This window comes from Stappia sp. WLB 29 (genome assembly GCF_023507705.1).
Taxonomy (GTDB): Bacteria; Pseudomonadota; Alphaproteobacteria; order Rhizobiales; family Stappiaceae; genus Stappia.
Genome location: NZ_JALBGD010000011.1, coordinates 121,738 through 148,179, shown reverse-complemented (window position 1 = coordinate 148,179; position 26,442 = coordinate 121,738). Strand labels below are relative to the sequence as shown.

At 65.6% G+C, this 26,442-nt stretch carries 29 protein-coding genes and 1 pseudogene; 14 read left to right on the top strand and 16 right to left on the bottom strand.

Features of this window, described 5'->3' with window-relative positions; all coding sequences use genetic code 11:
- The first annotated feature begins 141 nt into the window (after positions 1 to 141).
- Together MNI96_RS18985 and MNI96_RS18980 are read left to right on the top strand one after the other, a co-directional pair.
- The gene (locus tag MNI96_RS18985; RefSeq protein ID WP_249695699.1) at positions 142 to 540 is read left to right on the top strand and encodes a DUF2267 domain-containing protein; all 399 of its coding nucleotides are present in this window, start codon (positions 142 to 144) and stop codon (positions 538 to 540) included.
- 59 nt (positions 541 to 599) lie between these two features.
- Positions 600 to 1,007, top strand: a complete 408-nt coding sequence (locus MNI96_RS18980; RefSeq protein ID WP_249695697.1) for a DUF4332 domain-containing protein — start codon at positions 600 to 602, stop codon at positions 1,005 to 1,007.
- Positions 1,008 to 1,092: 85 nt separating this feature from the next.
- Here MNI96_RS18980 and MNI96_RS18975 read toward each other — a convergent pair whose 3' ends face one another.
- Positions 1,093 to 1,773 carry a haloacid dehalogenase type II gene (locus MNI96_RS18975; RefSeq protein ID WP_249695696.1) on the bottom strand — a complete coding sequence of 227 codons (681 nt, stop codon included), beginning with the start codon at positions 1,771 to 1,773 and terminating at the stop codon, positions 1,093 to 1,095.
- 471 nt (positions 1,774 to 2,244) lie between these two features.
- Here MNI96_RS18975 and MNI96_RS18970 point away from each other — a divergent pair, with 471 nt between their 5' ends.
- Positions 2,245 to 3,102, top strand: a complete 858-nt coding sequence (locus tag MNI96_RS18970; protein WP_249695727.1) for a branched-chain amino acid aminotransferase — start codon at positions 2,245 to 2,247, stop codon at positions 3,100 to 3,102.
- 63 nt (positions 3,103 to 3,165) lie between these two features.
- On the opposite strand, the gene MNI96_RS18965 is transcribed toward MNI96_RS18970, so the two are convergent.
- The gene (locus MNI96_RS18965; RefSeq protein WP_249695695.1) at positions 3,166 to 4,365 is read right to left on the bottom strand and encodes a YbfB/YjiJ family MFS transporter; all 1,200 of its coding nucleotides are present in this window, start codon (positions 4,363 to 4,365) and stop codon (positions 3,166 to 3,168) included.
- 412 nt (positions 4,366 to 4,777) lie between these two features.
- Here MNI96_RS18965 and MNI96_RS18960 point away from each other — a divergent pair, with 412 nt between their 5' ends.
- On the top strand, positions 4,778 to 5,377 hold the full coding sequence (locus MNI96_RS18960) for a superoxide dismutase (protein WP_120269078.1): 600 nt from the start codon (positions 4,778 to 4,780) through the stop codon (positions 5,375 to 5,377).
- Positions 5,378 to 5,461: 84 nt separating this feature from the next.
- Here the strand turns inward: MNI96_RS18960 and MNI96_RS18955 are convergent, their stop codons facing one another.
- Together MNI96_RS18955 and MNI96_RS18950 are read right to left on the bottom strand one after the other, a co-directional pair.
- Positions 5,462 to 5,833 (bottom strand): hypothetical protein, encoded by a 372-nt coding sequence (locus MNI96_RS18955; RefSeq protein ID WP_249695694.1) that lies wholly within the window; start codon positions 5,831 to 5,833, stop codon positions 5,462 to 5,464.
- Positions 5,834 to 6,041: 208 nt separating this feature from the next.
- Positions 6,042 to 6,836, bottom strand: a complete 795-nt coding sequence (locus tag MNI96_RS18950; protein WP_249695693.1) for an alpha/beta fold hydrolase — start codon at positions 6,834 to 6,836, stop codon at positions 6,042 to 6,044.
- 264 nt (positions 6,837 to 7,100) lie between these two features.
- Between MNI96_RS18950 and MNI96_RS18945 the strand changes: the two genes are divergently transcribed.
- Complete coding sequence (locus tag MNI96_RS18945) at positions 7,101 to 7,307, top strand: YgaP family membrane protein (protein ID WP_283776568.1); 207 nt, start codon at positions 7,101 to 7,103, stop codon at positions 7,305 to 7,307.
- A 9-nt stretch (positions 7,308 to 7,316) separates the two neighbouring features.
- On the opposite strand, the gene MNI96_RS18940 is transcribed toward MNI96_RS18945, so the two are convergent.
- The 3 genes from MNI96_RS18940 to MNI96_RS18930 form a co-directional block, all read right to left on the bottom strand.
- Positions 7,317 to 8,078, bottom strand: coding sequence for a Stf0 family sulfotransferase (locus MNI96_RS18940; RefSeq protein WP_249695691.1), 762 nt, complete (start codon positions 8,076 to 8,078; stop codon positions 7,317 to 7,319).
- An 84-nt stretch (positions 8,079 to 8,162) separates the two neighbouring features.
- Positions 8,163 to 8,723 carry a DUF3833 family protein gene (locus MNI96_RS18935; RefSeq protein ID WP_249695690.1) on the bottom strand — a complete coding sequence of 187 codons (561 nt, stop codon included), beginning with the start codon at positions 8,721 to 8,723 and terminating at the stop codon, positions 8,163 to 8,165.
- A gap of 82 nt (positions 8,724 to 8,805) precedes the next feature.
- Positions 8,806 to 10,953: a S9 family peptidase gene (locus tag MNI96_RS18930; protein WP_249695689.1), complete on the bottom strand. Its 2,148-nt coding sequence runs from the start codon at positions 10,951 to 10,953 to the stop codon at positions 8,806 to 8,808.
- Between the two features lie 119 nt (positions 10,954 to 11,072).
- Here MNI96_RS18930 and clpS point away from each other — a divergent pair, with 119 nt between their 5' ends.
- Positions 11,073 to 11,378, top strand: coding sequence for an ATP-dependent Clp protease adapter ClpS (clpS, locus tag MNI96_RS18925; protein ID WP_067221889.1), 306 nt, complete (start codon positions 11,073 to 11,075; stop codon positions 11,376 to 11,378).
- Between the two features lie 4 nt (positions 11,379 to 11,382).
- Here the strand turns inward: clpS and MNI96_RS18920 are convergent, their stop codons facing one another.
- The 8 genes and pseudogenes from MNI96_RS18920 to MNI96_RS18885 all read right to left on the bottom strand — a co-directional run bounded on the left by MNI96_RS18920 (position 11,383) and on the right by MNI96_RS18885 (position 18,846).
- Entirely contained in the window at positions 11,383 to 12,111 is a 729-nt protein-coding gene (locus MNI96_RS18920) for an FkbM family methyltransferase (RefSeq protein WP_249695688.1), read from the bottom strand.
- A gap of 133 nt (positions 12,112 to 12,244) precedes the next feature.
- Positions 12,245 to 12,598: a PAAR domain-containing protein gene (locus MNI96_RS18915; protein ID WP_249695687.1), complete on the bottom strand. Its 354-nt coding sequence runs from the start codon at positions 12,596 to 12,598 to the stop codon at positions 12,245 to 12,247.
- A 116-nt stretch (positions 12,599 to 12,714) separates the two neighbouring features.
- A protein-coding gene (locus MNI96_RS18910; protein ID WP_502960360.1) for an IS5 family transposase occupies positions 12,715 to 13,436 on the bottom strand; the annotation gives its coding sequence in 2 pieces (ribosomal slippage) (positions 12,715 to 13,145 and positions 13,145 to 13,436; 723 coding nt in all).
- Positions 13,437 to 13,567: 131 nt separating this feature from the next.
- A complete protein-coding gene (locus MNI96_RS18905) occupies positions 13,568 to 13,969 on the bottom strand; it encodes a hypothetical protein (RefSeq protein WP_249695685.1) in 402 nt (133 codons plus the stop codon).
- Positions 13,970 to 14,152: 183 nt separating this feature from the next.
- Positions 14,153 to 16,762: pseudogene (gene uvrB / locus MNI96_RS18900) on the bottom strand (excinuclease ABC subunit UvrB); the annotation flags it as partial.
- A gap of 371 nt (positions 16,763 to 17,133) precedes the next feature.
- Positions 17,134 to 17,910 carry a VOC family protein gene (locus tag MNI96_RS18895; RefSeq protein ID WP_249695682.1) on the bottom strand — a complete coding sequence of 259 codons (777 nt, stop codon included), beginning with the start codon at positions 17,908 to 17,910 and terminating at the stop codon, positions 17,134 to 17,136.
- A 123-nt stretch (positions 17,911 to 18,033) separates the two neighbouring features.
- Positions 18,034 to 18,336 (bottom strand): Rdx family protein, encoded by a 303-nt coding sequence (locus MNI96_RS18890; protein ID WP_249695681.1) that lies wholly within the window; start codon positions 18,334 to 18,336, stop codon positions 18,034 to 18,036.
- A 171-nt stretch (positions 18,337 to 18,507) separates the two neighbouring features.
- A complete protein-coding gene (locus tag MNI96_RS18885) occupies positions 18,508 to 18,846 on the bottom strand; it encodes an ArsR/SmtB family transcription factor (RefSeq protein ID WP_249695680.1) in 339 nt (112 codons plus the stop codon).
- Between the two features lie 65 nt (positions 18,847 to 18,911).
- Between MNI96_RS18885 and MNI96_RS18880 the strand changes: the two genes are divergently transcribed.
- Entirely contained in the window at positions 18,912 to 19,733 is an 822-nt protein-coding gene (locus MNI96_RS18880; RefSeq protein WP_249695679.1) for an alpha/beta fold hydrolase, read from the top strand.
- 10 nt (positions 19,734 to 19,743) lie between these two features.
- On the opposite strand, the gene msrB is transcribed toward MNI96_RS18880, so the two are convergent.
- Positions 19,744 to 20,160, bottom strand: coding sequence for a peptide-methionine (R)-S-oxide reductase MsrB (gene msrB / locus MNI96_RS18875; protein ID WP_249695678.1), 417 nt, complete (start codon positions 20,158 to 20,160; stop codon positions 19,744 to 19,746).
- A 237-nt stretch (positions 20,161 to 20,397) separates the two neighbouring features.
- On the opposite strand from msrB, the gene MNI96_RS18870 reads away from it, so the two are divergent.
- From MNI96_RS18870 to mnhG, 7 genes are read left to right on the top strand one after another with little or no spacing between them, the layout of a single operon-like run.
- Complete coding sequence (locus tag MNI96_RS18870; protein ID WP_249695677.1) at positions 20,398 to 22,788, top strand: putative monovalent cation/H+ antiporter subunit A; 2,391 nt, start codon at positions 20,398 to 20,400, stop codon at positions 22,786 to 22,788.
- On the top strand, positions 22,785 to 23,204 hold the full coding sequence (locus MNI96_RS18865) for a Na+/H+ antiporter subunit B (protein ID WP_158195595.1): 420 nt from the start codon (positions 22,785 to 22,787) through the stop codon (positions 23,202 to 23,204). Before MNI96_RS18870 ends, MNI96_RS18865 begins: the two co-directional genes overlap by 4 nt.
- A complete protein-coding gene (locus MNI96_RS18860; RefSeq protein ID WP_158195596.1) occupies positions 23,204 to 23,581 on the top strand; it encodes a Na+/H+ antiporter subunit C in 378 nt (125 codons plus the stop codon). The genes MNI96_RS18865 and MNI96_RS18860 overlap by 1 nt, the downstream gene beginning before the upstream one ends.
- Before the next feature lie 2 nt (positions 23,582 to 23,583).
- Positions 23,584 to 25,167 carry a Na+/H+ antiporter subunit D gene (locus tag MNI96_RS18855; protein ID WP_249695675.1) on the top strand — a complete coding sequence of 528 codons (1,584 nt, stop codon included), beginning with the start codon at positions 23,584 to 23,586 and terminating at the stop codon, positions 25,165 to 25,167.
- Positions 25,164 to 25,640: a Na+/H+ antiporter subunit E gene (locus MNI96_RS18850; protein ID WP_249695674.1), complete on the top strand. Its 477-nt coding sequence runs from the start codon at positions 25,164 to 25,166 to the stop codon at positions 25,638 to 25,640. The genes MNI96_RS18855 and MNI96_RS18850 overlap by 4 nt, the downstream gene beginning before the upstream one ends.
- Entirely contained in the window at positions 25,637 to 26,002 is a 366-nt protein-coding gene (locus tag MNI96_RS18845) for a cation:proton antiporter (protein ID WP_249695673.1), read from the top strand. The genes MNI96_RS18850 and MNI96_RS18845 overlap by 4 nt, the downstream gene beginning before the upstream one ends.
- Positions 25,999 to 26,334: a monovalent cation/H(+) antiporter subunit G gene (gene mnhG, locus MNI96_RS18840; protein WP_249695671.1), complete on the top strand. Its 336-nt coding sequence runs from the start codon at positions 25,999 to 26,001 to the stop codon at positions 26,332 to 26,334. The genes MNI96_RS18845 and mnhG overlap by 4 nt, the downstream gene beginning before the upstream one ends.
- Positions 26,335 to 26,442 lie beyond the last annotated feature (108 nt).

The window sequence follows — 26,442 nt, the reverse complement described above, 5'->3', positions numbered from 1 at the left end:
CGCCTCCGCTGCCGTCGCCGGTCCCTCCGGCGCGCCGAAAAACCATGTAACCCGCAGATCGCGCTGTGTATAGCGGTTGTCGCGATGCGCGCTCTCGTGCCAGATTATCAGTCAAACGCCAGATGATTCCTCGGGGGGCACATGGACGAACTCATCGGCCGCGTCGCTGCGGCTGCCGGCATCCGCGAGGATCTCGCGCGCCAGGCGATCGGCATCATCCTCAAGTTCCTCGACCGCGACGGCCCGCCGGATGCGGTCGCCCAGGTCCTGGCGGCCTTGCCCGGCGCCTCCCAGCTCATGGCGGAGCAGGGTGGCGGTGGCGGCGGGCTGCTTGACAGCCTTGCCGGAAAGCTCGGCGGCAGCATCGGCGGGGGAATGGGAGCAATGGCTGCCCTCAACGAGCTGACCAACGCGGGCCTCGATATGGGCGAGGTGCAGGCCGTCACGCGCGAACTCGTGCAGGCTGCCCGCGAACGCGCCGGCGACGATGTCGTCGACCGGCTGGTCGCGTCGATCCCCGGCCTTGGGCAGGTCCTGTGAGGAGCAGAAGCTTATCTTGAAGCCCGGCGGTCGGTGCCGGGCAAGTCTGGAGGTGCGAGATGTCCTATTCCATTGACGAGATTGAGGGTATCGGCCCCGCCTATGCTGAGAAGCTGCAGGCGGTCGGCATCAGGACTACCGAGGCCTATTTGGAGCGGGCGAAGGATCCCAAGGGCCGCAAGGCGCTGGCCGAGGAGACCGGGATCGACGACAAGCGCATCCTCAAGTGGGCCAACATGGCCGACCTGATGCGCATCAGCGGCGTCGGCGAGGAATATTCCGAGCTGCTCGAGGCCGCCGGCGTCGACACGGTGAAGGAGCTCAAGCACCGGGTGCCGGCCAACCTTCACGCCAAGATGAAGGAGGTGAACGAGGCGAAGAAGCTCGTTCGTCAGCTTCCCAGCGAGTCGGCGGTGGAGAAGTGGGTTGCGCAGGCGAAGGAACTGCCGCCGGTCATGACCTACTGACGGATCCCGGTCCGTCGGAATTCAAACGCTCCGGTTCCTGGCGGGCCGGAGCGTTTTCGTTTTTGGAAAGCGGCTCGCGCTCGCCTCAGCTCAGCGCCAGCAGGCCCTGCAGGTCGGCCAGAACGGCCGTCGGCGGCAGGTCCGAATACTCGTCGGCAGCGCCGATGCGGTTGATCCACACGCTGCGGAAACCGAAGGCGGTGGCGCCTGCGATATCCCAGCGGTTGGACGACTGGAACGAGACCGCCTCGGGATAAATCCGGAAGTGGTTGGTCACCAGTTCGTAGACGTCCTGCCGGGTCTTGTAGGTCTTCAGCAGGTCGGTCGAGAACACCTCGTCGAGCAGGTCCTCGATCCCGGCGGCGCGCACGGCAGCCTCCAGCATCGCCGGCGAGCCGTTGGACAGGATCGCCAGCCGGTTGCCGTCGTCCTTGAGCCGCTTCAGCACGGTCGGCACTTCCTGGTAGCAGTCGAGCTTCCAGTAGGCGTCGAGGAGCCGCCGGCGCAGGTCCGCGTCGCTCTTGCCCGTCATCGCCATCGCCGTGTCGAGCGCCTGCTCTGTCAGCGACCAGAAATCGAGGTAGCGGCCCATCAGGGCCCGCGTCCAGGAATATTCCAGCTGCTTCTGACGCCACAGGGTCGACAGGCTGACCGCCTCCGGGCCGAGGTCGCCGGCATGGCGGCGTACTGCGGCGTGCACGTCGAACAGCGTGCCATAGGCATCGAAGACATAGGCGGAGACGGGACGGATCGCGGAGTGGGACATGGGCTTGGGGCCTTGGCGGGTGGGGCGCCCGGTATCGGGAGCCCTCTGGCGGCGTTGCCGCAATTTTGTTCACCTGCCAAGCAAACAGCCAACCCGGCCCGAGGTCAAGGCTTCTTGTGCGGCGCACAAGAAGCCGGCTCAGAACGCGCCATGCGCTCTTCCCGGCGAGTGGTCACATACGGGTTTGGGGCCAGGTTTCGCCGACATTCCTTCCTGGAACCTGTCGCTACGGCATAAGAATTTTAGGGGAACCTGAAGTCCAGGGCCGGCCTGTAGATGGGCTGCCGCGCCGTCGGAGAGCGCGCAACATCATTCCGGATTGCGGGAAAAAGGGGATCGATTTGGACAGCCCTGCCGACTGAGCGGAACAATTCGGTCCTTTTCCCGCGCGCGTGCGGGTGGGCCTTGACCTTCGCCGGCGAAGGGCGTTCGATCCCCACCAATCGCGCCAAGACGGATCGGGAGCAGATGATGAGCGAGTGGTCGCAAACCTGGAACTGGATCGACGGAAACTGGATCGAGGGCAATGCCCCGATCATGGGCACGCGCACGCATGCGGCATGGCTCGGCTCGTCGGTGTTCGACGGCGCGCGCGCCTTCGAGGGCGTGACGCCGGATCTCGATCTTCACTGCCAGCGTCTGAATGATTCCGCGGTGGCCCTCGGTCTCAACCCGGTGATGAAGGCCGGCGAGATGATGGAGCTGACCCAGGACGGCCTCTCCCGGTTCGCGCCCAACACACCGGTCTACGTGAAGCCGATGTACTGGGCGGAAGGCGACGGCATCGGCACCATCGCCGGCGATGCCACCTCCACCCGCTTCGCGCTGTGCCTGTTCGAGGCGGCGCTTGCGCCGAAGGATGCGGCGATAACGCTGACCCTGTCGCCGTTCCGCCGTCCGACTCTGGAGACCATGCCGGTCAACGCCAAGGCCGGCTGTCTCTATCCGAACAACGCACGGGCCATCGTCGAGGCGAAGTCGCGCGGCTTCGACAACGCTATCGTGCTCGACATGCTCGGCAATGTGGCGGAGCTGACCACCGCGAATGTCTTCATGGTCAAGGACGGGGCGGTCCACACGCCCGCCTGGAACGGCACGTTCCTCAACGGCATCACCCGCCAGCGCATCATCAAGCTGCTGCGCGACGCCGGAACGGAAGTCTACGAGCGCACGCTCGGCTATGGCGATTTCCTGGATGCCGACGAGATCTTCTCGACCGGCAACTACAACAAGGTTGTCCCGGTCAAGCGGATCGAGGACCGCGAGCTGCAGCCGGGCCCGGTCGCTCAGCGCGCCCGCGACCTTTATTGGGAATTTGCCCACGGCTGATGGAGGGCCGCGAGCCGGGCGGAACAGCGGAGCGGCGGTGCAGCGAAGGCTGCGCCGCCGCGTTCATTTTGCAAGGGGGCGAGCAGGCCTCGGGCCCGACAGCGGGCCGACCATCAGCGCGGCCAGTACCAGCAGGGCGGCGGCCGCCATCGACGGCCAGTAGAAGCTGCCCGTGGCATCGGCGATCAGGCCGGCAAGCGTCGGGCCGATCATCTGGCCGGTGCCGAAGCAGGCGGTCATCAGTGCCATCACCTTGCGCGGATCGCCGCCGGCAAGGCGTCGCCCTTCGATCAGCCCCAGCGACGTGATTCCCATGAAGGTGCCGCCGAGCAGGACGGCGGCCAGCGTCATGCCGGCAAGGCCGGAGAACGCCACGCTGGCGGCAACGCCGACGGCCTCTGCGAGGCAGGCGAGCGAAAAGGCCCAGGCTCCGCCTAGCCGGGCAGAAACCCGGCCCCAGAGCCAGACCGAGCCGGCCGCCGCCAGCCCCACTGCCGCCCAGGCGGGGGCCTCGAACGGCGCCAATGTTTCCGACTGGCGCAGGATAGAGGTGAGGAAGGTGGCAGTCACCACATAGCCGATGCCGAACAGGGCATAGGCGACGGCAAGGCGCACGAGCGCCGGCGATATGCGGGCGCGCACAGGCCCGGCGCTCTCGGCAGTCGGCGCGGCGGTGCGCGGCGCCCGCGCAACCACGAAGAGCGCGGCGCCTACGCACAGCACCGACGAAACGAGGCCGCAGGCGGCCCACAGTCCCTGCCAGTTCGCGCCTTCACGGGCCAGCCATCCGACCGTTGCCGCCGACAGGGCTATGCCGATGCCGACGCCGGAGAAGAAGAGTTGGGCGAGTTCGCCGCGCCCGGCCGCGGCCAGGCGGTCGAGCACCAGCGTCGAGCAGAACACCAGCACGCCGGCGCTGGCGATTCCGCCGAGAAAGCGCACGAGCGCCAGCCAGACGAGGCCGCCGTCGATCGCCATCAAGGCGGATGTTCCCGCGCTGCCGGCCAGGCTGAGCAGGAAGCCCGTGCCGATCCTGTCCTTGCCGACCGCCATCACCGCGAGTGCGCCGACCAGATAGCCGAGATAATTGGCGGAGGCGATCAGGCCGGCCTGGGAGGCCGACAGCGGAATGGCTTCGCTCATGAAGGGCAGCACCGGCGTCAGCGCGAAGCGACCGATGCCCATTGCGGCGGCCAGTGCGCAGAACCCGCCGAAGGCGAGCAGCACGGGCGAGGGAGCGGCGGGGCGAGGCTTGGCAATCATGAGGGGAAGGGCCTTGCAGAGCTTGGCGGGAGGCGGGACCCGAGCCTAACGCGAGGGGCGTCTCGCCGGGAGGGGAAATCTGTTTGCAGGGCGAGAAAGCGGTGAGTGCGCGGTAACCAGGAGTGCCCTGCGGCAACTGACGATGGAGAAGGCGGAAGGCGTCAGGGCTTTGGGAAAAAGGCACATATGCCCGTTGCCGATTGAAGGTGGGGTGCCTATTTTGCCTTGTGTGACAGGCAACCATCGCGATTTGCGAGATTGCCGGCACCCCCGGTCCGGCCGTCATCCGGCTGTCGGACCGAATGTCTTACAACCCGCGCAGGCTGCCGCGGCAACGGCGCCCGGCTTCCGCCTGCGACTGTCGGCCGTCTGGTCGGCATCGTTCTTTCGCCCCCGCCCTGAGGAGGTTTCCATGGCTTTTGAACTCCCGGACCTGCCCTATGCCTATGACGCGCTTGGCCCGTATATGTCGGCCGAGACGCTCGAGTATCACCACGACAAGCACCACATGGCCTATGTGACCAACGGCAACAACCTGCTGAAGGATTCCGGCCTCGAGGGCAAGTCGCTGGAGGATGTGGTCAAGGAGAGCTTCGGCAAGAACGCCGGCCTCTTCAACAATGCCGGCCAGCACTACAACCACATCCATTTCTGGAAGTGGATGAAGCCGAATGGCGGTGGCAACAAGCTGCCGGGCGGCCTGGCATCGCGCATCGATTCCGACCTCGGCGGCTTCGACAAGTTCCGCGCGGACTTCATCGCCGCCGGCACCACCCAGTTCGGCTCCGGCTGGGCATGGCTGGTGCTGAAGGACGGCAAGCTGGCCGTCACGAAGACCCCGAACGGCGAGAACCCGCTGGTGCACGGCGCGGTGCCGCTGCTCGGCGTCGACGTGTGGGAGCACTCATATTACATCGACTACCGCAACGCGCGTCCGAAGTACCTGGAGGCCTTCGTCGACAACCTGGTCAACTGGGACTATGTCGACGAGCTGTTCCAGGCCGCCTCGTAAGGCCTGAACGCATCGTTTCAAACGGAAAAGGCGGGTCCCTGCGGACCCGCCTTTTTCGTATCGTGTCTTTGACTGGCGAGGGGCTCAGCGCCGGCTGCACTGAGCAGTGAAGACCAGGGTCAGATACCCGGAAATGTGGTCGAGGAACGCCCGGCACTCTGCCTCGGTCTGGAAACAGCCTTCGCGCGAGAACTGGATCGTGCGCAGATCGACGCTCTTGCGGCCGCCGACGATGCCGCGCCACGGACCGGCCGACGGATTGCGACAGTCGGCGCGCGAGCCATAGGTGCTCGGCACATAGTCCTCGTTATAGGTGGGGGCGAAGAGCAGGTCGCCGATGAAGCTGGCTTGCGCGGGCATCGTCTGGGACAGGGCGAGCGCCGCGGCCAGCGCCAGCGCGGCGGCGCGGCCGGCCATGGATCCGGGTTTGCGGGAGGAGAAGCTGGAAGCGGGCATCGGTGTCCTCGACTGGTCGTTCTGGCGGATCTGGCGGCTGCCGCACAGCCTCGCCGTACATCCCCGATCATCCGCCATCTGGCGGAAGGAGTGGGGCGGAATGATGGTGGCATGGCCGTAGCAACGGTCCTGTGACCCGATCTCTATCGAGCTTTCGTTTAAGGCGGGTTACGTGCCGGTGAGGGAGGCGGATCGTCGCGTATGAGGTTCAGCCGGCAAGTCGGGTCAGAAAATCGGCGATGAGGGCGACGGTCTCCGCTTCCGTCTCCCGGTGAGGGTTGTGGCCGACGCCGGGCAGCAGCACTGCGCGTCCGCGCCCTTCGGCGATGCAGCCGGGATGGGCCGCGGAGCCGAATTCGTCCGCCTCTCCATGGATCGCAAGCAGCGGGCAGGTGACCTCTGCCAGGGCCCTGTCCAATGTCCAGCCGGCAAAATCCGGGGACAGCCAGGTTTCGGTCCAGGCATCGACCACCCAGCGCGCCTTGTCGCCATGGTAGCGGGCGAGCCGCGCCAGTTCTCCCGGCTGCTGGAACGCAGCGCGCGCAACGCGGATGCCATCCAACGTCCGCTCCTCGATGAAGGCCTGTGCGCCCATCGTGACGACGGCAAGGCAGCTCTCGTGGTGCCGGCCTGCGGTCTCCACCGCCATGCCGCCGCCGACGCTATGGCCGCAGGCGATGAACTGCATAAAGCCGAGGGCCTTGCGCAGGAGCGGAAGCGTGTCGCGTCCCTCTGCCTCGATGAAGTCGGCAGGCAAGGCGCCTGGAAAGGCATCCGAGCGCCCGAAGCCGAGCCGGTCATAGGCGATCACCGGCCGGCCGGTTGCGTCGGCAAGCGCCTGAGGGAAGCTGCGCCAAAGCTCGACGGCGCCGAGCGAGTCGTGGAACAGCACAATCGGCGGAGGTGCGTCCTGGAGAGAGGCCCCCTCCCACCACATCCGCGTGAAGAGCGCGCCGCGCCCGGTCTCGATCCGCAGGTCGTGGGCGTGAACTTGGTGAGGCATGGCAGGCATCGTGCTGAGAAGGGGGGCGAGGCGGGAGCTTTGCACATAGCCGAGGCCCGAACCTGTGTCCACGCGTCCCGGACCGGTTCTCGCCAATTCGTGCCAAGTCGTCGCAGCCGATGCCGCTTGCGGCTGCGGCCATCTTTCAATTAAATTCGAATACTAGAAATTAAAAGCCCGCAAACCTGCCGAGGGTTCTGCCGGACATGCGGCGAGCATCCGGGGTGACCATCGTGCCCGCGCCGCCTACAAGGAGTGACAGCCATGTCGATGATCACCACCAATGTCGGCAGTGCCGACCGGATCGCCCGTGTCGTCGTAGGGCTGGCGTTGATCGCCTTCGCCCTGTTCGGTCCGGCGGACATCACCTGGAAATGGGTCGGCTGGATTGGCGTCGTGCCGCTGCTGACCGCCTTCCTGAAATGGTGCCCGGCCTACACGCTGTTCGGCATAAACACCTGCAGCAAGTAGACGGTCTCGTCACGCGAGCCCGAGCTCTGAACGCAGGCGCTCCGTCCAGTCCCGGTTTGTCGCATCGGCCAGCCGGGCGACGTCCGGTACGGCATTTGCGGCGGGCGCCGGGTCGAGCCCGAGCGCTTCCAGCACCCGGCGCAGGGCTGCCGATGGGTCGGCCGACAGCGCCTCGTAGGTGAGGCGTAGCGGCGCGATGCCCTGTTCCGCGAACCAGGCTTCCCACTCTCGATCTGCGGTCGTCATCGTGTCATGGGTGCTGCGCAGCAGCGCGGCGTCGTAGACCGGTTCGCGCGGCGGCGACAGCCGCTCCAACTCCGTACCGTCCGAGGCCCTGTGCCAAAGCCCGCTCTGCTGCGCCTTCACGTAGGAGACAGCCTGGGCTGCCTTGTCCGCACGGGTGAGGTGGATGAACAGCGTGGGACCGAACGCTGCTTCGAGGCGCGCAAGATCGCCGTGTCGATGCGGGTGGAGGATCGCGAGCTTCTCCCGGAAAAAGCCGAAGCTGTGCCGCTGCAGGCGCAGGCCGAAGATGCTGGTTCCGCCGCGCCCACGCTCGAGGGCCGAGACGAAGATCTCGGCGAGAGCCTGTCGTTCATCACGCCCCGCGTCGCTCGCAAGTCCGAAGCGCTCGCGCCAATCGTCCAGCGACGGCTCATGGAACAGGGATGCCGGCCTGCCGGCGACGCCGGTCGCGGCCAGAAGCCGGCACAGCAGCGTGCTGCCGCTGCGCGGGGAGGTGCAAATCACATAGGACTGGAAAGACGACATTGGGCGAAAGGCGGGTCGGATGCGGGAGGAGAACCCTTGCCGCCTTTCGTGACTGCAATGTGACGCGTCTTGCTGGGGAACCCGTTATCTGCGGAAGGTGAGGTCGACGGTGCCGACGGTGATGCCGTATTTGCGCACGTCGGCGGTGTTGCGCACGGTGCGCGCGTCGATGCGGGTCAGCGTGTCGAAGAATCGCACGGCCACCGGACCATCATCCGTGGCCAGTTCCGCTGCATAGTCGAAGCGGATGCTCGGCCCGCCGGTGGTGATCGTCACTGGATTCAGCACGTCGGAGCGCGTGCCGATATAGCGGTTTTCCGCCACCTTCTGGAAGAACCAGACCTTGGTATCGCGCTCGCCGTCGGCGAAGCGGAAATCCTCGCGCAGGCGCAGGGTGAAGGTCTTCGGGTTCCAACTGCCGTAGGTGACGACGGTGAAGGGACGGCGGATGCCGCCAATCCGGCTTTCGAAAACGCCTTCGCCGACGGTGCGGCCGCGGAAATAGTCTTCCAGGACCAGCGGTTTGCCGCCCGCATGGGCAGAGCCGGCGGCGAGTACCGGGAGCAGGAGGACAAGGGCAAGGACCGCCACCAGGGCGGAAATATTAGCGCGAGCCGCCTCGCGGCAGAAGATCAGCGCGGGCATGGAAACCTCCGTAACCAGCGGTGGGCGGCGCAGTGCCGCCTTTGCCAGCGTTTACGGCGTCATGCCCGCGCCGGATTGCCGATCAGCCCGTAGCGCCGGCCACCTTCAGCGCGAAGGCATAGACGAGCGCCACTTCCTTGAGCCGGTCGAAGCGACCGGACGCGCCGCCATGGCCGGCTTCCATGTTGGTCTTGAGGAAGAGCGCCGCCTCGTTGCTGCGCCGCTCGCGCAGGCGCGCGACCCACTTGGCCGGCTCCCAATAGGTGACGCGCGGATCGGTCAGCCCGCCGACCGCCAGGATCGGCGGATAGGCCTGCGTCGCGACATTGTCATACGGCGAGTAGGCCGCGATCGTCCGGTAGTCGTCCTGCGAAGCGACCGGGTTGCCCCATTCCGGCCACTCGGGCGGTGTCAGCGGCAGCGTGTCGTCGAGCATGGTGTTGAGCACGTCGACGAAGGGCACCTCGGCGATGATGCCGCCGAAGGCCTCCGGCGCCATGTTGACCACCGCGCCCATCAGCATACCGCCGGCCGAGCCGCCCTGCGCGATGATGCGGTCGGACGAGGTGAATCCTTCGTCGGCGAGATGGCGGGCGGCGGCGATGAAGTCGGTGAACGTGTTCATCTTCTTCTGCCGGCGGCCATCCCGGTACCAGCGGAACCCCTTGTCCTTGCCGCCGCGGATATGCGCGATGGCGTAGACGAAGCCTCGGTCGACGAGCGACAGGCAGTTGGTGTTGAAGCTCGCCGGGATGGTGATTCCGTAGGAGCCGTAGCCGTAGAGAAGGCAGGGCGCGCTGCCGTCGAGCGGCGTATCCTTGCGGTAGAGCAGCGACACCGGCACGGTCTCGCCGTCGCCGGCCGGCACCTGCAGGCGCCGCGTCACATAGGCGTGCGGGTCATGGCCCGACGGCACTTCCTGCGTCTTGCGCAGGGTGCGCTCGCGCGTCTCCATGTCGTAGTCGAACACCTGCGCCGGCGTCGTCATCGACGAATAGGAGAAGCGGATGCGGTTGGTGTTGAATTCGTAGCCGTCGGTAAGGCCGAGCGAATAGGCTTCCTCGTCGAAGGCGATGGCATGTTCCAACCCGTCGGCGATGCGGCGAACGACGATACGCGGCAATCCGTCCTCGCGCTCCAGCCGCACCATGTGCTTGGCGTAGCAGGTGAATGAGAGGATCAGCCGCCCTTCGCGATGCGGCACCACGTCCCGCCAGGCGTCCGGGCCGGCGCCCGCCCGCAACTCCGCCAGCGGCAGGCCCATGATGCGGAAGTCCTCGGCGCCGCCGTGATTGGTCAGCAGCAGCAGCGTGTTGCCGCCGTCGTCCTCCACCGAATACTCGGTGCCGGTCGCGCGCGGGGCCACGGTGAGCGGCGCTTCCAGCGGCGCGTCGGCCGGAATCAGGCGGACCTCGGACGTCTCGTGGTCATGGATGTCGATCGTCAGGAAGCGGCCGGACTGGGTCTTGCCGATGCCCATGAAGAAGCCCGGATCTGCCTCCTCGTAGACCAGTACGTCGCCGGTCGGATCGGTGCCGGCCTCGTGACGGAACAGCTTCGAAGGCCGATGGTTGGCGTCGAGCCGCACGTAGAAGAGATAGCGGCCGCAAGCGGACCAGACACCGCCGCCGCCCGTGTCCTCGATCCGCTGGTCGAGATCGCGCCCGCTGGCAAGGTCCCGCACCAGGAGGGTGTAGAACTCCGAGCCTGTGTCGTCGAAGGCCCAGGCAAGACGCGAATGGTCGGGCGAGTGCGATGCGCCGCCGAGGCGGAAATAGGCCTTATCCGCCGCCTCCTTGTCGCCGTCGATCAGGATTTCCTCGGCTTCGCCGCCGCGCTCGGCCGTCTCGCGCGCCATGCGCACGAGACGCGGATGCTGCCCGCCAGCCACATAAGCGAAGCCGTAGGCATAGGGCCCGTCGGCCATCGGCACGCTGCTGTCGTCTTCCTTGATCCGCCCCTTCATCTCGGCGAACAGCGTCTCCTGGAGGCCCTTCGTGTCGGCCATGCCGGTCTCCAGATGGGCGTTTTCCGCTTCCAGATAGGCGCGGATGGCGGGATCGAGCGTGTCGGGCGCCCGCATCACCTCCTGCCAGTTCTCCGCCCGGAGCCAGTGGTATGGATCCTCCCGGACGATGCCGTGGGCCGTCAGGGTGAGAGGGCGCTGTTCCGCCCGCGGCGCCGGCGCAGCCGCAGCATCGGAAAGGGGGCTATTGGGTGTCTTCAACATGGAGCGGAGGTAGGCGCTTTCACGAGCCTTGGCAAGGGCGACAGCGCACTGCGGACGGGCATGGCGTCATTCGTCGCGCCCGGTGCACAAGCGCGTCGCTGTGTGATAAAAGCGCGGCCATGAGCGACCGATCCACAACGCTGCAGCCGTCCGCGAAGACCCGGACGGAGCGCCCGCGCCTGTACAAGGTGCTGCTTCTCAACGACGACTTCACGCCGCGCGAATTCGTCGTGGCGGTGCTCGCCTCGGAATTCCGCATGAGCGAGGACGAGGCGGTGCGGGTGATGATCACCGCCCATCAACAGGGGGTGTGCGTCGTTGCCGTCTTTCCGCGCGATGTTGCCGAGACCAAGGCGACCCGTGCGACCGAGGCCGGGCGGGCCAACGGCTTTCCGCTGCGCTTCGAGACCGAGCCGGAGACGTGACGCGTCAGCGGGCGCGCAGGTAAAGCCGGTCGCTGGAAAGGTCGAGAACCATCCGGTAGCCCAGCTCCTCCAGCCGGCGATGGGTCTCGCGACCGTCCGGTGCGCCGGCGAAATAGTCCTTGCTGAACTCCATGTAGACCAGAGCCGGCCGCGTGGCGCCAAGGCTGGACAGCACGGCGGCTTCCGCCCCTTCGATATCCATATGCAGCAGGTCGATGGCGGTGATGCCGAGCTCGGCACACAGCGTGTCGAAGCGCCGTCCCTCTACCTGAGTGGCCGCCTGCTGGGCCACATGCGAGAAGCGGCTGCGATAGGTGTCGGTATGGGCGTAAATCGAGCCCTGGCCGAACACTTCTCCGTCGATGGTCGCAGGGTGCCAATCCACCGGCCCGTCCGTGGCGCAGGCGGCGTAGTTCAGCACCTCCGCCCGTTCACCGGCGAGATTGCCGCTGACCAGAGCGAAGCGCTGCGGGTCGGCCTCCACCGTCACCACCCGGCAATCGGGAAACGCACGGGAGAAGCGGAACGCATCGCCGCCGTCGAATGAGCCGAGATCGACGATCACCTTCGGGGTGATGCCGAGTTCGCCGAACCAGGCCGGATTGAACCGCGAGTGGTATAATGTGCGTGCACCGCCGGCGGCCATCACCTCGTCATGCCCGTCCGTCAGCGGCGACGACTTCAGTCCGGCGCGGTAGGCTCGGAAACGATTGGTAAGTGTACGAAGGCTCACGAAGCGGACTCCGGACAAGGGGTTCGTGTGTTCTATAGCGCATGTGACCGTCCGGCGACATGGTGAATCGGCCCCAGGTAGGGCTGCATGCGCCGGATTCTCAAAGGATTTTCGGCTCACGCATGCCGCGTGGTCACCGCGGCGGACAGACGGCGTCTCCGGCACGCACCGCGCCCGCTCCGTCGATGGTTACGTCTGACGAGCGCACGGCAACACATCCCTCCACCGGCGCCACGAAGCGGACGGCCGGCTCGCCTTCCACGAAGACGCCTGGGACCGGCTCGAACAGGCCCGGCGGGCACGCGGCCACATCCGACAGCCGCAATGCCGGGCGACCGTTGATCATCACCGACGAGGCGCCCGTCACCGCACAGGCAGGCAACTCCTGCGTCGCAGCTGGCAGGGCGGGGGCGAGAAGCGCGAGCACGAATGCAACCCGCATCGCCATGTGGCGACTTTGTGGTGCCGCCTTACGATGATCGAACATACCGCTGTCCTCGAAAGTGCCATTTGCGCGTCGCGTGACGATCAGCCCTGTGACGCTGCCGCGACCGCGCTGCTCCCCGCGCAATCATCGATCCACGGCCTAGGGTTCAGACTCAATCATAGCCAGAATGCGACGAGTGTTGCGAGTGCGACAGCGGACAGGAAATTCCTGGCGAGTTTGTCGTAGCGGGTTGCGACGCGGCGGAAGTCTTTCAGGCGGCAGAACGCGTTTTTGATGAGATGGCGGCTCTTGTAACGCTTGGCGTCGTAGCGGATCTTGCGTTTGCGATTTGAGCGGCCTGGAATGACGGGGACGATTTCCGACAGGCGCAGATGTCTCCGCAAGCTGTTTGCATCGTACCCCTTGTCCGCGAGCAGGTACCTGGCTCCCTTCAAGCCTGCCAGCAGATGTGGCGCCAGGGGGCTGTTTGCCGCGTTGCCGCCGGTCAGCATGAAGGCGAAGGGACGCCCGATCACGTCGGTGAGGAGATGGATTTTCGTGGTTTGCCTGCCCCGCGTAGGCCCGATAGCCTGATTTTTCGCCCCTCTTTTCCGCCCTGGGCCGAGCGATGCGCCTTGGTGCAGGTGCTGTCGATCGAGGTGCCAAGAGCCTCCACCAGATCGATCCAGAACCGTTTGCGAGACCAGCGGTAGAAGCGGTTGTAGACTGTGGTCGAAGGGCCATAGTCGGCCGGACAATCGCACCGCCGGCCCCCAACCTCGAGAACATGGATGATGCCGGAGATCACACGGCGGTCATCGACGCGCCGTGCGTTGCCCTTGCTCCTCGGCAACAACGGCTCGATTACCGCCCATTGCTCATCAGAAAGCCAAAACAAGCGATCTCCAAACCTCCAATCCCGTGATTGGAAGCCTTGATTCTGATTTGCTACATCAAATCAACCAGATCAATGGGTTTTGACCCTAGTCGCCTTGATTGTTTTGGTTCAATTGAATCGCGAATTGGCGACTACCTGTCGATCGTGCGCTCGGTGACCTCGCACTTGTCCGGATTGCGGGCGTTCTTGCGGCACTTGTCCATCGCGACCTTATCGGCGCGGGCCTGCGTGCGCTCGCCGACGCTCCAGCCGCAGCCCCTCATGCCGGTGATGGAGAAGGCACGGCCCTTCGCAAAGGCCGAATATTTCACCTGCTTGTACTTCATGCGGAAGCGCTTGAGACCGAAGGTGCAGCCGTAAAGGGCGCGCTGGGTCGGGTCGACGCCCGGAAAGTCGGGGTCGTTCCAGGATTTGGCAGAGGACGAATTCTGCGCCATGGCGCTGCCCGTCGAAATCGTCGTCATGAACGGCCCGCAGGCAACGGCAAGTGCCGCAATGACGAGCGTCGGGATGGTCCTTGATGTCTGCTTCATGGAAGTCTCTTGTGAATTCAATGATATGAATGGAAGAGAGTTTCAATGCAAACGGCCCTGCAAGTAAAGCGGGAAAATGAGCCGCATTCAGTCAGGCGAGACGGTCCAAGGCCCTTGCAGGCCTGAAAGTCGCCTTTGCAGGCTGAAAGGGGGGGCGCCGGGCGCTTCGTGCGCCCACACGCCTTAGCGCCCCGGGCGACCGCTCTTTTTCGGGCGACCGCGACGCTGGCGCTCTTCTGCGGGGTCCTCATAGGACCCTGCGCCGATCTTGCCGCGCACGACCGGCTTGACGTCGTCTTTCGGAGAACTGCCGGGCTTCTTCGGCAACGCGCCCTTGGACAGCGGCACCTCGGTGCGTCCGACGGTCATCTCGTCGAGCGTATTCTTCCGCACTTTCGAGGCATTGGGCAAGTTGGCGCTGGCGCCGTATTTCTTCTCGCCCCGGAAACCGCCGCTGCGATCCTCCACCGCCGACTGGCGGGCCAACGGATCGTCGGCCAGCGCCAGTTCCGTCTCCTGCAGCCGCTTGATCTCGTCGCGCAGCCGCGCGGCCGTCTCGAATTCCAGGTCGGCGGCCGCCTCGCGCATCTTTTTCTCGAGGTCCTCGATATGCGCCTTGAGATTATGGCCGACCAGGTTGCCGCTCTCGGCAAAGCCGGCATCGACCGTGACGTGGTCCTGCTCGTAGACCGACTGCAGGATGTCGCCGATGGACCGGCGCACGCTCTCCGGCGTGATGCCGTGCTCGGCGTTGTAGGCCTCTTGCTTCTCACGGCGGCGGTTGGTCTCGGCGATTGCCCGCTCCATCGACCCGGTCATCCGGTCGGCATAGAGCACCACCCGCCCGTCGACATTTCGCGCCGCGCGGCCGATGGTCTGGATCAGCGACGTCTCGGAGCGCAGGAAGCCTTCCTTGTCCGCGTCGAGAATGGCGACCAGCCCGCATTCGGGAATGTCGAGACCCTCGCGCAGCAGGTTGATGCCGACCAGCACGTCGAAGGCGCCGAGCCGCAGGTCGCGGATGATCTCGATGCGCTCCAGCGTGTCGATGTCGGAATGCATGTAGCGCACGCGTACGCCGTTCTCGTGCAGGTATTCGGTCAGGTCCTCCGCCATGCGCTTGGTCAGCACGGTGACGAGCGTACGATAGCCCTTGGCCGCCACCGCACGCACCTCGCCGAGCAGGTCGTCGACCTGCGAGGAGGCGGGGCGGATGTCGATCTGCGGATCGACGAGACCGGTCGGGCGGATGACCTGTTCGGCGAAGACGCCGCCGGCTTCCTCCATCTCCCACGAGCCGGGCGTTGCCGACACGCAGACCGTCTGCGGCCGCATCGCGTCCCATTCCTCGAAGCGCAGCGGCCGGTTGTCCATGCAGGAGGGCAGGCGGAAGCCGTATTCCGCCAGTGTCGCCTTGCGGCGGAAGTCGCCGCGATACATAGCCCCGATCTGCGGAATGGTGACATGGCTCTCGTCGGCGAAGACCAGCGCGTTGTCCGGCAGGTATTCGAACAGGGTCGGCGGCGGCTCGCCGGGATTGCGCCCCGTCAGATAGCGCGAATAGTTCTCGATGCCGGCGCAGGAGCCGGTCGCCTCCAGCATCTCCAGGTCGAACAGCGTGCGCTGCTCCAGCCGCTGCGCTTCCAGCAGCCGGCCATGCGCGTTCAGCTCTTCCAGCCGATGCACCAGTTCGGACTTGATCGACTTGATCGCCTGCGCCAGCGTCGGCTTCGGCGTCACATAGTGCGAATTGGCGTAGATCTTGACGCTCTTCATCTCCGCCGACTTCTGCCCCGTGAGCGGATCGAACTCGGTGATCGCCTCGATTTCGTCGCCGAACATCGAGATGCGCCAGGCCCTATCCTCGTAGTGGGCGGGGAAGATCTCGACCGTGTCGCCGCGTACCCGGAAGGTGCCGCGCTGGAACGCCGCGTCGTTGCGCTTGTATTGCAGCGCCACCAGATCGGCGAGCAACTGGCGCTGGTCCATGCGCTCGCCCACCTCGATGGCGAAGGTCATCGCCGTATAGGTCTCGACCGAGCCGATACCGTAGATGCACGATACCGAGGCGACGATGATCACGTCGTCGCGCTCCAGCAGCGCCCGGGTGGCCGAATGGCGCATCCGGTCGATCTGCTCGTTCACCGAGCTTTCCTTCTCGATATAGGTGTCGGTACGCGGGACGTAGGCTTCCGGCTGGTAGTAGTCGTAGTAGGAGACGAAATACTCGACCGCGTTGTCCGGGAAGAACGACTTGAACTCGCCGTAGAGCTGGGCGGCCAGCGTCTTGTTCGGCGCCAGGATCAGCGCCGGGCGCTGGGTGCGGGAGATGACTTGCGCCATCGTGTAGGTCTTGCCCGAGCCGGTGACACCGAGCAGCACCTGCGTCTTGTCCTGGTTCTCCAGCCCCTCGACGAGATCGGCGATCGCGGTCGGCTGGTCGCCGCGCGGCTCGTATTCGGAAACGAGCTTGATCGGGATGCCGCCTTCGGACTTCGCCGGCCGCTCCGGACGGTGCGGCACCCAGGCGACGCCGTTCTTGTGCAGCGGATTGCCGGATGTGATCAGGTCGGTGAGCGCCTGCACGGTCGCGGTGTGCCCGGTGGTGCCGTCCGACATTTCCGGCGCGGGCTTTTTGCCTTTGCGCGCCTTCTTCGTCTCCGCCACCTGCTTGGCCAGCAGCGCCTCGGCCTCTTCCAGGCTCATATCCAGCCCGGCGACGGGATTGAGTCCGCCGGCCGCGCGCTCGCGCGGATTGCTGGTCGCCCCCATGGAGGTGCCGCGCGCCGAGCGCGCCGGCTTGGCCTGCTTTGCGGCAGGATGCTCCTTGCCCTTCTCCGCCGGTGCCGGCTCGTCCTCGGTGAGCTGCCGTGCCCAGTCCGAAACCGGGCCGGTCAGCGGCGCCCCCTCGAAGGCGGCCTGCGGCGCCTCGCCGAAACCTTGCGGCGCGGCACCGTCGCGGGCAGTCCGGTCGTCGGGACGCGCCTTGTCCAGTTTGCCGGAAGACGCGGAAGAGGGAGAGGAGGAAGACGGTCGCTTGGCCATGGCGGCAATATGGTCCCAAAGCCGCGTTTCGGAAACCCCGTGTTCCGGCTTTGTCCGGCGAAAACCCGCATCATGCTGACACAACGGTGTCAGGAGGGGCGGGTCGGCCGGGCGAGATCTCAGCGCTTGGGCGCGGTCAGCGAGATCATGGCGCCTTGCGGGTCGAGGCAATTGACGATCCATGAGCCGCCAGGCACCTCTATCGGGCCATTGACCACCTGACCGCCGGCAACCTTGACCCGCTCTGCCGCCGCGTCGATCGTGTCGACGTGCACATAATAGTTCCAGAAGGGCATCGGCATGTGGGGCATCTTGGTCATAATGCCGCCGATGGCGCGACCGTCGACGGCAAAGCACTGGTAAGTGCCCATGGCACCCATGTCGACCGCCATGTCCTTCTCCCAGCCGAACATTTTCGCGTAGAAGGCGAAGGCCGCGTCGCCGTCGCCGGCGTAGAGCTCGCTCCAGCCGAAGGTACCCGGCGAGCCGGCGGGCGGGGCCGGCGGCATCGAGCCGTCAGGTGGGTTCGGCGTGAACAGGCAGATTACTGCCCCTTGCGGATCCGCCAGGACGGCAAAACGGCCGATATTGGGGATGTCCTGAGGTTCGACGATGGCCGAGCCGCCTTCGTTGACGAAGGCGCGCGCCTTGGCATCGATGTCCTCAACCGCGATATATCCCGACCAGTTCGGCGGCACCTGGCGGTCGCGCATCTCCTGGGTGAGCTGCATCATGCCGGCGACGCCCATGTCGAAGCCGGGAACCTTGAACAGGATGTAGTCGAACCCGGCGACGCCGGTCACCTCGGCTTTCCAGCCCGTTACCGCGCCGTAGAACGCCTTGGCAGCTTCGATGTCCGTGGTCAGAAGCTCGTACCAGATAAAATTGCCGTGCATCGTCCTGTCCTCCATCGTTCGGGTCAGACTTGTCGTGCTCCAATGTTAGGTTGATATCAACATAATGACGTTCCGGCAAGGACGATGCTCTCGGCCGATTGCATGTCACTGCTACACGGTCGTTCATGGCCCCTCCCGCTTGTGCCCGTCATTGTGGCCGAGGCTCATGTCCGGCCAGACGAGGTCGCGCACGCGTGCTTTCAGGACCTTCGCCTCGGGAAAGCCGCCATCGGCCTTGCGATCCCAGACGGTCGCCCCGTCGCAGGTGATGGTGAAGGTTCCGCCGGTGCCGGGCACCAAGGTGACGGAGCCGATCTCCTCGGAAAAGGTCGAGAGCAGTTCCTGCGCCATCCATGCGGCGCGCAGCATCCAGTTGCACTGGCGGCAATAGGTGATCGTCAGGGCGGGCTTGGGCGTGTCGGTCATCGGTTTCCGGTGAGGTTCAGGGACGGGGGAGGGGTGGCAGCATAGGTTCTGCCGGCTCGTGCGGCGGTCCCTGCAGCCGCGGCTCTGGCTGGCGCAATTATCGCTCCGGGCGAAGCGGGAGCAAGTCCGACTTGCGCGGAAATGTCCCGCACCTGGGGCCCCGCATATCTTTCAGCCTTCCAGGTCCCGCTTCAGCCAGGCGAGGAAGTCGCGGATCGCCGGCTCGTCGCGGCGGCAATAGGACCACTTCCCCTGCCGCCGGACCTTGAGAAAATCGGCTTGCCGCAAGAGGTCGAGATGCCGGCTCGCGGTCGGCTGGGCGATCCCAAGAGCTTCTGCGATCAGGCTCATACAGACGCCGAATGCGACCGGATCCGCCGAAACCTGCCCGGAGAAATGTGCCGCCGGATCCCGCAGCAGCCGCAGGATCGTCATCCGCACGTCGCTGGAAATCGCCCGCAACTGTGCTTCTCGCAGGGCGTCGGCCGGGGCAGGGGTTGCATCATTCATGCGCCTAATCATATAGTCATTTCGCTAAATGTAAATATGATGCAATGACCAGGGAGGGCCGGTTGATGCTTCTCGATCTGCCGAACACCACCATCGTCGACGGGTCGGCCATCCGCTGGGGACGTGCGGGCGATGGCCCGCCGCTCGTCGCCATCCACGGCACGCCGTTCTCGTCCCAGGTCTGGCGGCGGATCGTGCCGCATCTGGCGCCGCACTGGACGGTCTACTGGTTCGACCTCGCCGGCTATGGCCGTTCGGAAATGCGGGAGGGGCAGGATGTTTCGCTCGGCGTGCAGAACGGCATTCTGGCGGCGTTGCTACGGGAGTGGGGGCTGGAGCGGCCGCATGTGCTGGCTCACGACTTCGGCGGCGCTACCGCACTGCGCGGTCACTTCCTCGACGGTCTTGCCTACGCCTCGCTGACCATCTTCGACGCGGTGGCGCTGGCGCCCTGGGGGTCGCCGTTCGTCCGCCACGTGCGCCAGCACGAGGCCGCCTTTGCCGGCATGCCGGCCTACATGCACGACGCGCTTGTCGCCGCCTACCTGAAGACCTCGGCCTACCGCCCGCTCTATGACGAGGCGCTGCGCATCTATGCCGAGCCCTGGACGGGAGAACTGGGGCAGCCGGCCTTCTACCGGCAGATTGCCCAGATGGACCAGCGTTACACCGACGAGGTCGAGCCGCTGTATCGCCGGATGAACTGTCCGGTCACGGTGCTGTGGGGCGAGAAGGACGACTGGATCCCGCTGGAGAAAGGGCGAGACCTTGCCGGGCGGATCTCCGACCGTCCGCTGATCGTGATCCCGGAGGCGGGTCATCTGGTGCAGGAGGACTGCCCGGAAGCCATCGTCGCGGCGATGCTGCGACAGCTGCCGGGCGCCTGAGGCAGGAGGCTTAGGCCTCGTCCTCTTCGAGGTGCAGCGCCGTGCCGTTCATGCAATAGCGCAGGCCCGTCGGCGGCGGCCCGTCGGGAAAGACATGGCCGAGATGGCCGTCGCAGGTGCCGCAGCGCACTTCCGTACGCACCATGAAATGCGAGCGGTCCTCGTGTTCGCTCACCGCATCAGGCGTCACCGGCTCGAAGAAGCTCGGCCAGCCGCAGCCGGCGTCGAACTTGGTGTCGGAGCGGAACAGCGGCGTGCCGCAGCCGGCGCAGGAATAGAGTCCGCCGCGGAAGACGTTCCAGTAAGGGCCGGTGAAGGGGCGCTCGGTGCCGGCACGTCGCAGCACATGGAACTGTTCCGGTGTCAATTCACTCTGCCACTCCTCGTCGCTCTTCTCGAGTTTCTTATGCTCCGTCGCGTTCGACATGTGCGGACTCCGTTGATGAAGTGACTCCCTCGACAGGCAGAAATAGGAACCAACGGGCCCTGCGACAATAGGCTTGGCGGTAGGGTTCGAAAACTGTCGGGCTGCGGTCCTAAATCGCTTGCCCGGCCTGTTGTGCTGGTTATATGTGAGGCAAATCTTCATGAACACTGCCTTAGCCTGGGCTGATTCGTCAGATCATCCGGCTGTCCGGGCCGTTTCATATCTTTGGGGAGGAACATGTCGATCACAGGCCCTGAGGCGACCTTCGCCGCCGTCCTCGCTCCCTTCGCCGCGGCGGCGATTGCTCCTTTTGCGACGCGATTGCTGGGAGCCAATGCGGCCTGGCCGCTCGCCGTCGTGCCGGCGGCGATCTTCCTGTTCTTCGCCGGCCTCGTGCCGGACGTCGCAGGAGGCGCCAGCTTCACGCCCGCCGTCGACTGGGTTCCGGCCTACGGCGTCAGCTTCTCCTTCTATGTCGACGGCCTGTCGACGCTGTTCGCCCTGCTGATCTCAGGAATAGGCACCTTCATCATCCTCTATGCCGGCGGCTATCTGAAGGGCCATCCGCATCAGGGCCGCTTCTTCTCCTTCCTGTTCCTGTTCATGGGAGCGATGCTCGGGCTGGTGCTCGGCAACGACCTGATCACGCTGTTCATTTTCTGGGAACTGACCTCGATCACCTCCTTCCTGCTGATCGGCTTCGATCATCTGCGCGCCGCCTCGCGCCGTGCGGCGCTGCAGGCGCTGGTGGTGACCGGCGGCGGCGGCCTGCTGCTGCTGGCCGGCTTCCTGATGATCATCGCGCTGACCGGCGTGACCGACATGGCGACGCTGCTCGCCGGCGGCGACATCCTGCGCGAGCAGGCGCTCTATCCGCTGGTGCTGCTGCTGGTGCTGGGCGGCGCCTTCACCAAGTCCGCGCAGTTCCCGTTCCATTTCTGGTTGCCCAATGCCATGGAGGCGCCGACCCCGGTTTCCGCCTTCCTGCACTCGGCGACCATGGTCAAGGCCGGCGTCTACCTGTTGATGCGCATGCATCCCGTACTCGGCGATACGGCGATGTGGACGACGATTCTGCCGATCTTCGGCGGCATCACGCTGCTGGTCGGTACGCTGCTCGCCGTGCGCCAGACCGACCTGAAGCTGATGCTCGCCTACACCACGGTCGCCTCTCTCGGCCTGCTGGTGATGCTGACCGGCACCAGCTGGGAAAAGGCGATCGAGGGAGCGGTGCTCTACCTGCTCGCCCACTCGCTGTTCAAGGGTGCGCTGTTCATGGTTGCAGGCACCATCGACCACGAGGCCGGCACCCGCGACGTGACGAAGCTCGGCGGCCTGCGCGGCGCCATGCCGATCACCTTTGCCGCCGCCTGCCTTGCGGCGCTGTCCATGTCCGGCCTGCCGCCCTTCGTCGGCTTCATCGCGAAGGAGTATCTGTATGCCGGCACCTGGGGTGCGACCGGCGCGCATCAGGCGGTGACCGCCGTTGCGCTTATTGGCAATGCCCTCATGCTGGTGATCGCTGCTGCCGTGGCGCTGAAGCCGTTCCTCGGGCCGAAGGTGGAGACCCCCAAGCATGCGCATGAGGGGCCGGTGCTGCTTTTTGCCGGCCCCGTGGCGCTGTCGCTGGCCGGCCTCGCCGCGGCCGTGATGGCCCATGCGACCGGCGTCTACTTCATCTCGCCGGTGGTCTCCTCCGTGCTCGGCACGGCGACCGAGGTGGAGGTCCATCTCATCCCCGGCTATATCGGCGCGGCGCTCATCCTGTCGATGGTGACCGTCGCGCTGGGCATCGTTCTCTATCTCAAGCTCGATGCATTGCGCGCCGCCATGGCCCGCACGCTCGCCGCCATCGGTTGGGGCCCGGACAAGGGCTTCGACCAGGTCATTGCCGGTATCGTGTCCTTCTCGGGCAGCTTCACCCGGCTGGTCCAGGGCGGGCGCATGGACGTCTACATGACGCTCACCTTCCTGGTCACCGCGCTGGCGCTCCTGGTGCCGCTCACGCTGACCGGCAACTGGCCCTCGGCCGTGCCGATGCCGGACTTCCGCTTCTACGAGTGGGGTATCCTGGCCATCGCCGCCAGCGGTCTCTTTGCGGTGCTGGTCGCCAAGACGCGCCTGACGGCCATCGTGTCGCTCGGCATCCAGGGCTTTGCGGTCGCCGTCATCTTCATGCTGTTCGGCGCCCCGGACCTGTCCTTCACCCAGTTCATGGTCGAGACCTTGTCGGTGGTGATCCTGGCGCTGGTGATGACGCGCCTGAACCTGCGCCCGAGCGATCATCGGCCGATGCTGCCGCGGATCGTGCAGGGCACCATCGCGCTGGGCGTCGGCGTCGGCCTTGCCGGCCTCCTGATGCGGATCACCGAGCTGTCCTTCGACCGGTCGTTGTCGGACTTCTTCGAGGCCTACAGCCGTACCATCGCCCATGGGCGCAACATCGTGAACGTCATCCTCGTCGACTTCCGCGGCTTCGATACTTTCGGCGAGATCGCCGTGGTCATGCTCGCCGGCCTGTGCGTGCTGGCGCTCATCCGGGTGCGGCCGAAACACGCCAGGGAGGAGGCGCTCGACCGCGCCGCCGGTGACGAGGCGTTGCAGAAGAGCGGGGAGGCACGCCTGTGAGGACGGTCATCTTCCGCACCATCGCCCCCTATCTGGCGGCGTTGATGGTGCTTTTCTCGATTTTCGTGCTGCTGCGCGGCCACAACGAGCCGGGCGGCGGCTTCATCGGCGGGCTGATCGCCGCCTCGGCCTTCGCCATTTACGGCATCGCCTGCGGCGTCGCCGCGGTGCGCCGGGCGATCACGTTCCACCCGATGAGCATCTCTGCGGCCGGCCTTTTCCTGGCAGGCCTGTCGGGCCTGCCCTCGCTGTTCACAGGGCAGCCTTTCATGACCAGCCAGTGGTGGTACGTCCACATGCTCGGCGTCGAGGTGCCGCTATCCACGCCGCTGTTCTTCGACATCGGCGTCTATCTCGTGGTCGTCGGCTCGATCTCCTCGATTGCCCTGGCCCTCGAAGAGCGGGAGAGCGACTGATGGAAGCCGCCTTTGCCATTCTCATCGGCATGTTCTTCACCGTTGCCGTTTACCTGCTGATGTCGCGCCAGCTGGTGCGCGTGCTGCTTGGGATCGCCATCCTCGGCAATGCGGTGAACCTTCTGATCTTCACCTCCGGTCGCCTGCTGCGCGAAGTGCCGCCGGTCATCCCGGAGGCCCTCCAGGTGCCGGAGGGGACGATCGCCAATCCACTGCCCCAGGCGCTGATCCTGACGGCGATCGTCATTTCCTTCTCCTTCTTCGCCTTCCTGCTGGTGCTGTCTTTCCGCGCCTACCAGGAACTCGGCACCGACAACACGGTCGAAATGCGCGTTGCCGAGCCGACCGGTGAAACCGCCCCGCCGCAGGGATACTGAGCATGGCCGCTTCCGACTATTCCGTTGATCTTTCGCAGGCCATGCGGATGGATGCGGTCCCGCCGGGCGACTGGCTGATGATCGCTCCGCTGGTCATCACCATTCTCGGTGGCGCGCTCTGTCTGATGGCGCGCAAGAATACGGACTCCCAGCCGAAGATCGCGATCATCTTCCTGACGCTGCTGGTCCTTGCCTGCGCAGGCTTGCTCGCCCGCGTCCTCGACAAGGGCGTGCTGACCATGGTCGCCGGCAACTGGCTGCCGCCCTTCGGCATCGCCTTCACGGTGGATGCGATGGGCGCGACCCTGGCGCTGACCTCGTCCATCGTGGCCCTGGCCGCCGCTGTCTTCGGCATCAACGACATCGACAGTTCCGGCCGGCGCTACGGCTTCTATCCGTTCCTGCTGCTGCTGATGACCGGCGTCTGCGGCGCCTTCCTGACCGGCGACATCTTCAACCTCTATGTCTGGTTCGAGGTGCTGCTGATCTCGTCCTTCGGCCTGCTGGTGCTCGGCAACGAGCGCGCCCAGCTCGACGGCGCGGTCAAGTATGCCCTGCTCAACATCATCGCCACGACGCTGTTCCTGATCGCCACCGGCCTTCTCTATGGCATTCTCGGCACGCTAAACATGGCCGATATTGCCCGCAAGACCGCGTCCAGCGGCGTCGACGGCCCGTTGATGACCGTGGCTGTGCTCTACTTCCTCGCCTTCGCCATGAAGGCGGCCGCCTTCCCGGTCAATTTCTGGCTACCGGCCTCCTACCACACGCCGCGCATCGTCGTGGCCGCGGTCTTCGCCGGCCTGCTGACCAAGGTCGGCGTCTATGCGCTGTTGCGCATTTTCGGCTTGCTGATGCCGGAGGCCCGGCTGGTGCTGTCTGACCTGATCGCCGTCGTCGCCATCGCCACCATGTTGACCGGCGTGATCGGAGCGCTGGCCCAGACCGACCTGCGCCGGCTGCTCGGCTATCTGGTCATCTCGGGCATCGGCTCCATGCTGGCGGGCCTTGCCATGGGTACCGGTCCGGCCATGGCGGGCGCGATCTTCTATGCCGTCCATTCGATCCTGGTGATGACGGCGCTCTACATGACCGCCGGTGTCATGCGCGGGCTCGGCGGCTCCTATTCGCTGCGCGAACTGGGCGGGCTTTACCGGGCCAGCCCGCTGCTTGCGGCGGCGTTCCTGATGCTGGCGTTTGCCGTGTCCGGCCTGCCGCCGTTCTCCGGCTTCTGGCCCAAGGTTTTGCTGGTCGATGCGGCCCTGCGCGACGGCCATGGCTGGATCGCCGGGGCTATCCTGCTCACCGGTCTGCTGACGACCATCGCCGTCGGGCGGGTGTGGATCTACGCCTTCTGGCGCGGCGGTGCGGAAGGTACGGCCGACGGCCAGCTCACTGCCTCGCTCGCTGTCCCGCGCGAAGTCGGCGGTGCGGCCGTGTGGATGCCTATCGCCCTGCTGCTCGGCCTGGTGGTGATCATCGGCCTGCAGCCCGAGTTCATGATGCAGGTGGCGCAACGCGGCGCCTCGACCCTGGTCGAGCCGCTCGGCTATCTGCGGTCCGTCTTCGGAGACATCGTCCAATGACCGGCCTTTTCCTTATCAATATCCTGCTGGCGCTCGCGTGGGGCGCGGTCACCGGTAGCTTCGCCGAGGTCAACCTCTTCTTCGGCTTCGTGCTCGGCATGCTGGCGCTGTACATCATCCGCGAGCAGGTGGGGTCCGACCGCTATCTGCGACGGTTCTGGCTGATCTTCGTCCTGGCTTTGACCTTCGTCTACGAACTGGTGCTGTCCGCCTTGCGCGTCGCAGCCATCGTTCTGCGGCCGAAGATCGACCTGAAGCCGGGCATCATCGCCTATCCGCTCACCGTGGACAGGGACTTCGAGATCACCATGCTCGCCAACCTGATCACGCTGACGCCCGGCACCTTGTCCGTGGACGTGTCGGAGGACCGCAGCACGCTCTATGTTCACTGCATCGACGTGCCGGACAAGCAGGCGACCATCGACGACATCAAGAACGGCTTCGAACGCCAGATTCTGGAGGCCTTCCGATGAGCGGGCTTGCCAATTTCTCTTCCGAGTTCCTGGACGTTTGCGTCAGCATCTCGCTGGCGATCCTGACCGTGTCCTTCGTGCTGATCGTGCTGCGCATCGTTAAGGGGCCGACCCTGCCCGACCGGGTGGTAGCGCTCGACATGCTGGTCGCCGTCGGCATCGGCTTCATCGCCGCCATCGGGGTGCAGACCGACTACTATCTCTATGTCGACATCGCCATCGCGCTCGGCCTTGTCGGCTTTCTGGCGACCGTGGCTTTCGCCCGCTTCGTGCTCAACCGGGGCCTTGCGAAGGATCCGACCATCGTCGACGAGATCCGCGAAGTCCAGGCGCGTACTGCGCAAGAGGAGGGGGGCCGATGACCCCGATTTACGAAATCGCCGTCGGAATAGTTCTGGTGGTCGGTTCGATCTTCTCGCTGATCGCCACCATCGGCCTGTTGCGGCTGAAGGACGTCTACATGCGCATGCATGCCGGTTCGAAGGCCGGCACGCTGGGCTCCGGCCTGATGCTGATCGCCCTTGCCGTCCATGCCGGCCAGGTCGACGTGCTGACCCGCGCTCTGGCCGGTGTCGTGTTCTTCCTGCTGACGGCGCCCGTTGCCGCGCATCTGCTGGCCAAGGCCGCCTATCAGGCCGGATACAAGCCCTGCGCGGACACCCATATCGACGAAATGGCGGACGAGGCGAGCTGACGTCATGGCCCGCGCCGCTCTCCCGGTGCGGGCCTGTTTTTGAGAGGGCAACTGCCCAGATTTCGCCTTTTTATTCGCGATCTGCTTTTCTTGTTTTTGCGAATTCTA

What these genes read in the sequence shown, in the direction of transcription:
- MNI96_RS18985 (WP_249695699.1), top strand. Translation starts at nt 142, where the DNA reads ATGGACGAACTCATCGGCCGCGTCGCTGCGGCTGCCGGCATCCGCGAG.
- MNI96_RS18980 (WP_249695697.1), top strand. Translation starts at nt 600, where the DNA reads ATGTCCTATTCCATTGACGAGATTGAGGGTATCGGCCCCGCCTATGCT.
- MNI96_RS18975 (WP_249695696.1), bottom strand. Translation starts at nt 1,773, where the DNA reads ATGTCCCACTCCGCGATCCGTCCCGTCTCCGCCTATGTCTTCGATGCC.
- MNI96_RS18970 (WP_249695727.1), top strand. Translation starts at nt 2,245, where the DNA reads ATGAGCGAGTGGTCGCAAACCTGGAACTGGATCGACGGAAACTGGATC.
- MNI96_RS18965 (WP_249695695.1), bottom strand. Translation starts at nt 4,365, where the DNA reads ATGATTGCCAAGCCTCGCCCCGCCGCTCCCTCGCCCGTGCTGCTCGCC.
- MNI96_RS18960 (WP_120269078.1), top strand. Translation starts at nt 4,778, where the DNA reads ATGGCTTTTGAACTCCCGGACCTGCCCTATGCCTATGACGCGCTTGGC.
- MNI96_RS18955 (WP_249695694.1), bottom strand. Translation starts at nt 5,833, where the DNA reads ATGCCCGCTTCCAGCTTCTCCTCCCGCAAACCCGGATCCATGGCCGGC.
- MNI96_RS18950 (WP_249695693.1), bottom strand. Translation starts at nt 6,836, where the DNA reads ATGCCTCACCAAGTTCACGCCCACGACCTGCGGATCGAGACCGGGCGC.
- MNI96_RS18945 (WP_283776568.1), top strand. Translation starts at nt 7,101, where the DNA reads ATGTCGATGATCACCACCAATGTCGGCAGTGCCGACCGGATCGCCCGT.
- MNI96_RS18940 (WP_249695691.1), bottom strand. Translation starts at nt 8,078, where the DNA reads ATGTCGTCTTTCCAGTCCTATGTGATTTGCACCTCCCCGCGCAGCGGC.
- MNI96_RS18935 (WP_249695690.1), bottom strand. Translation starts at nt 8,723, where the DNA reads ATGCCCGCGCTGATCTTCTGCCGCGAGGCGGCTCGCGCTAATATTTCC.
- MNI96_RS18930 (WP_249695689.1), bottom strand. Translation starts at nt 10,953, where the DNA reads ATGTTGAAGACACCCAATAGCCCCCTTTCCGATGCTGCGGCTGCGCCG.
- clpS (WP_067221889.1), top strand. Translation starts at nt 11,073, where the DNA reads ATGAGCGACCGATCCACAACGCTGCAGCCGTCCGCGAAGACCCGGACG.
- MNI96_RS18915 (WP_249695687.1), bottom strand. Translation starts at nt 12,598, where the DNA reads ATGTTCGATCATCGTAAGGCGGCACCACAAAGTCGCCACATGGCGATG.
- MNI96_RS18905 (WP_249695685.1), bottom strand. Translation starts at nt 13,969, where the DNA reads ATGAAGCAGACATCAAGGACCATCCCGACGCTCGTCATTGCGGCACTT.
- MNI96_RS18895 (WP_249695682.1), bottom strand. Translation starts at nt 17,910, where the DNA reads ATGCACGGCAATTTTATCTGGTACGAGCTTCTGACCACGGACATCGAA.
- MNI96_RS18890 (WP_249695681.1), bottom strand. Translation starts at nt 18,336, where the DNA reads ATGACCGACACGCCCAAGCCCGCCCTGACGATCACCTATTGCCGCCAG.
- MNI96_RS18885 (WP_249695680.1), bottom strand. Translation starts at nt 18,846, where the DNA reads ATGAATGATGCAACCCCTGCCCCGGCCGACGCCCTGCGAGAAGCACAG.
- MNI96_RS18880 (WP_249695679.1), top strand. Translation starts at nt 18,912, where the DNA reads ATGCTTCTCGATCTGCCGAACACCACCATCGTCGACGGGTCGGCCATC.
- msrB (WP_249695678.1), bottom strand. Translation starts at nt 20,160, where the DNA reads ATGTCGAACGCGACGGAGCATAAGAAACTCGAGAAGAGCGACGAGGAG.
- MNI96_RS18870 (WP_249695677.1), top strand. Translation starts at nt 20,398, where the DNA reads ATGTCGATCACAGGCCCTGAGGCGACCTTCGCCGCCGTCCTCGCTCCC.
- MNI96_RS18860 (WP_158195596.1), top strand. Translation starts at nt 23,204, where the DNA reads ATGGAAGCCGCCTTTGCCATTCTCATCGGCATGTTCTTCACCGTTGCC.
- MNI96_RS18855 (WP_249695675.1), top strand. Translation starts at nt 23,584, where the DNA reads ATGGCCGCTTCCGACTATTCCGTTGATCTTTCGCAGGCCATGCGGATG.
- MNI96_RS18850 (WP_249695674.1), top strand. Translation starts at nt 25,164, where the DNA reads ATGACCGGCCTTTTCCTTATCAATATCCTGCTGGCGCTCGCGTGGGGC.
- MNI96_RS18845 (WP_249695673.1), top strand. Translation starts at nt 25,637, where the DNA reads ATGAGCGGGCTTGCCAATTTCTCTTCCGAGTTCCTGGACGTTTGCGTC.
- mnhG (WP_249695671.1), top strand. Translation starts at nt 25,999, where the DNA reads ATGACCCCGATTTACGAAATCGCCGTCGGAATAGTTCTGGTGGTCGGT.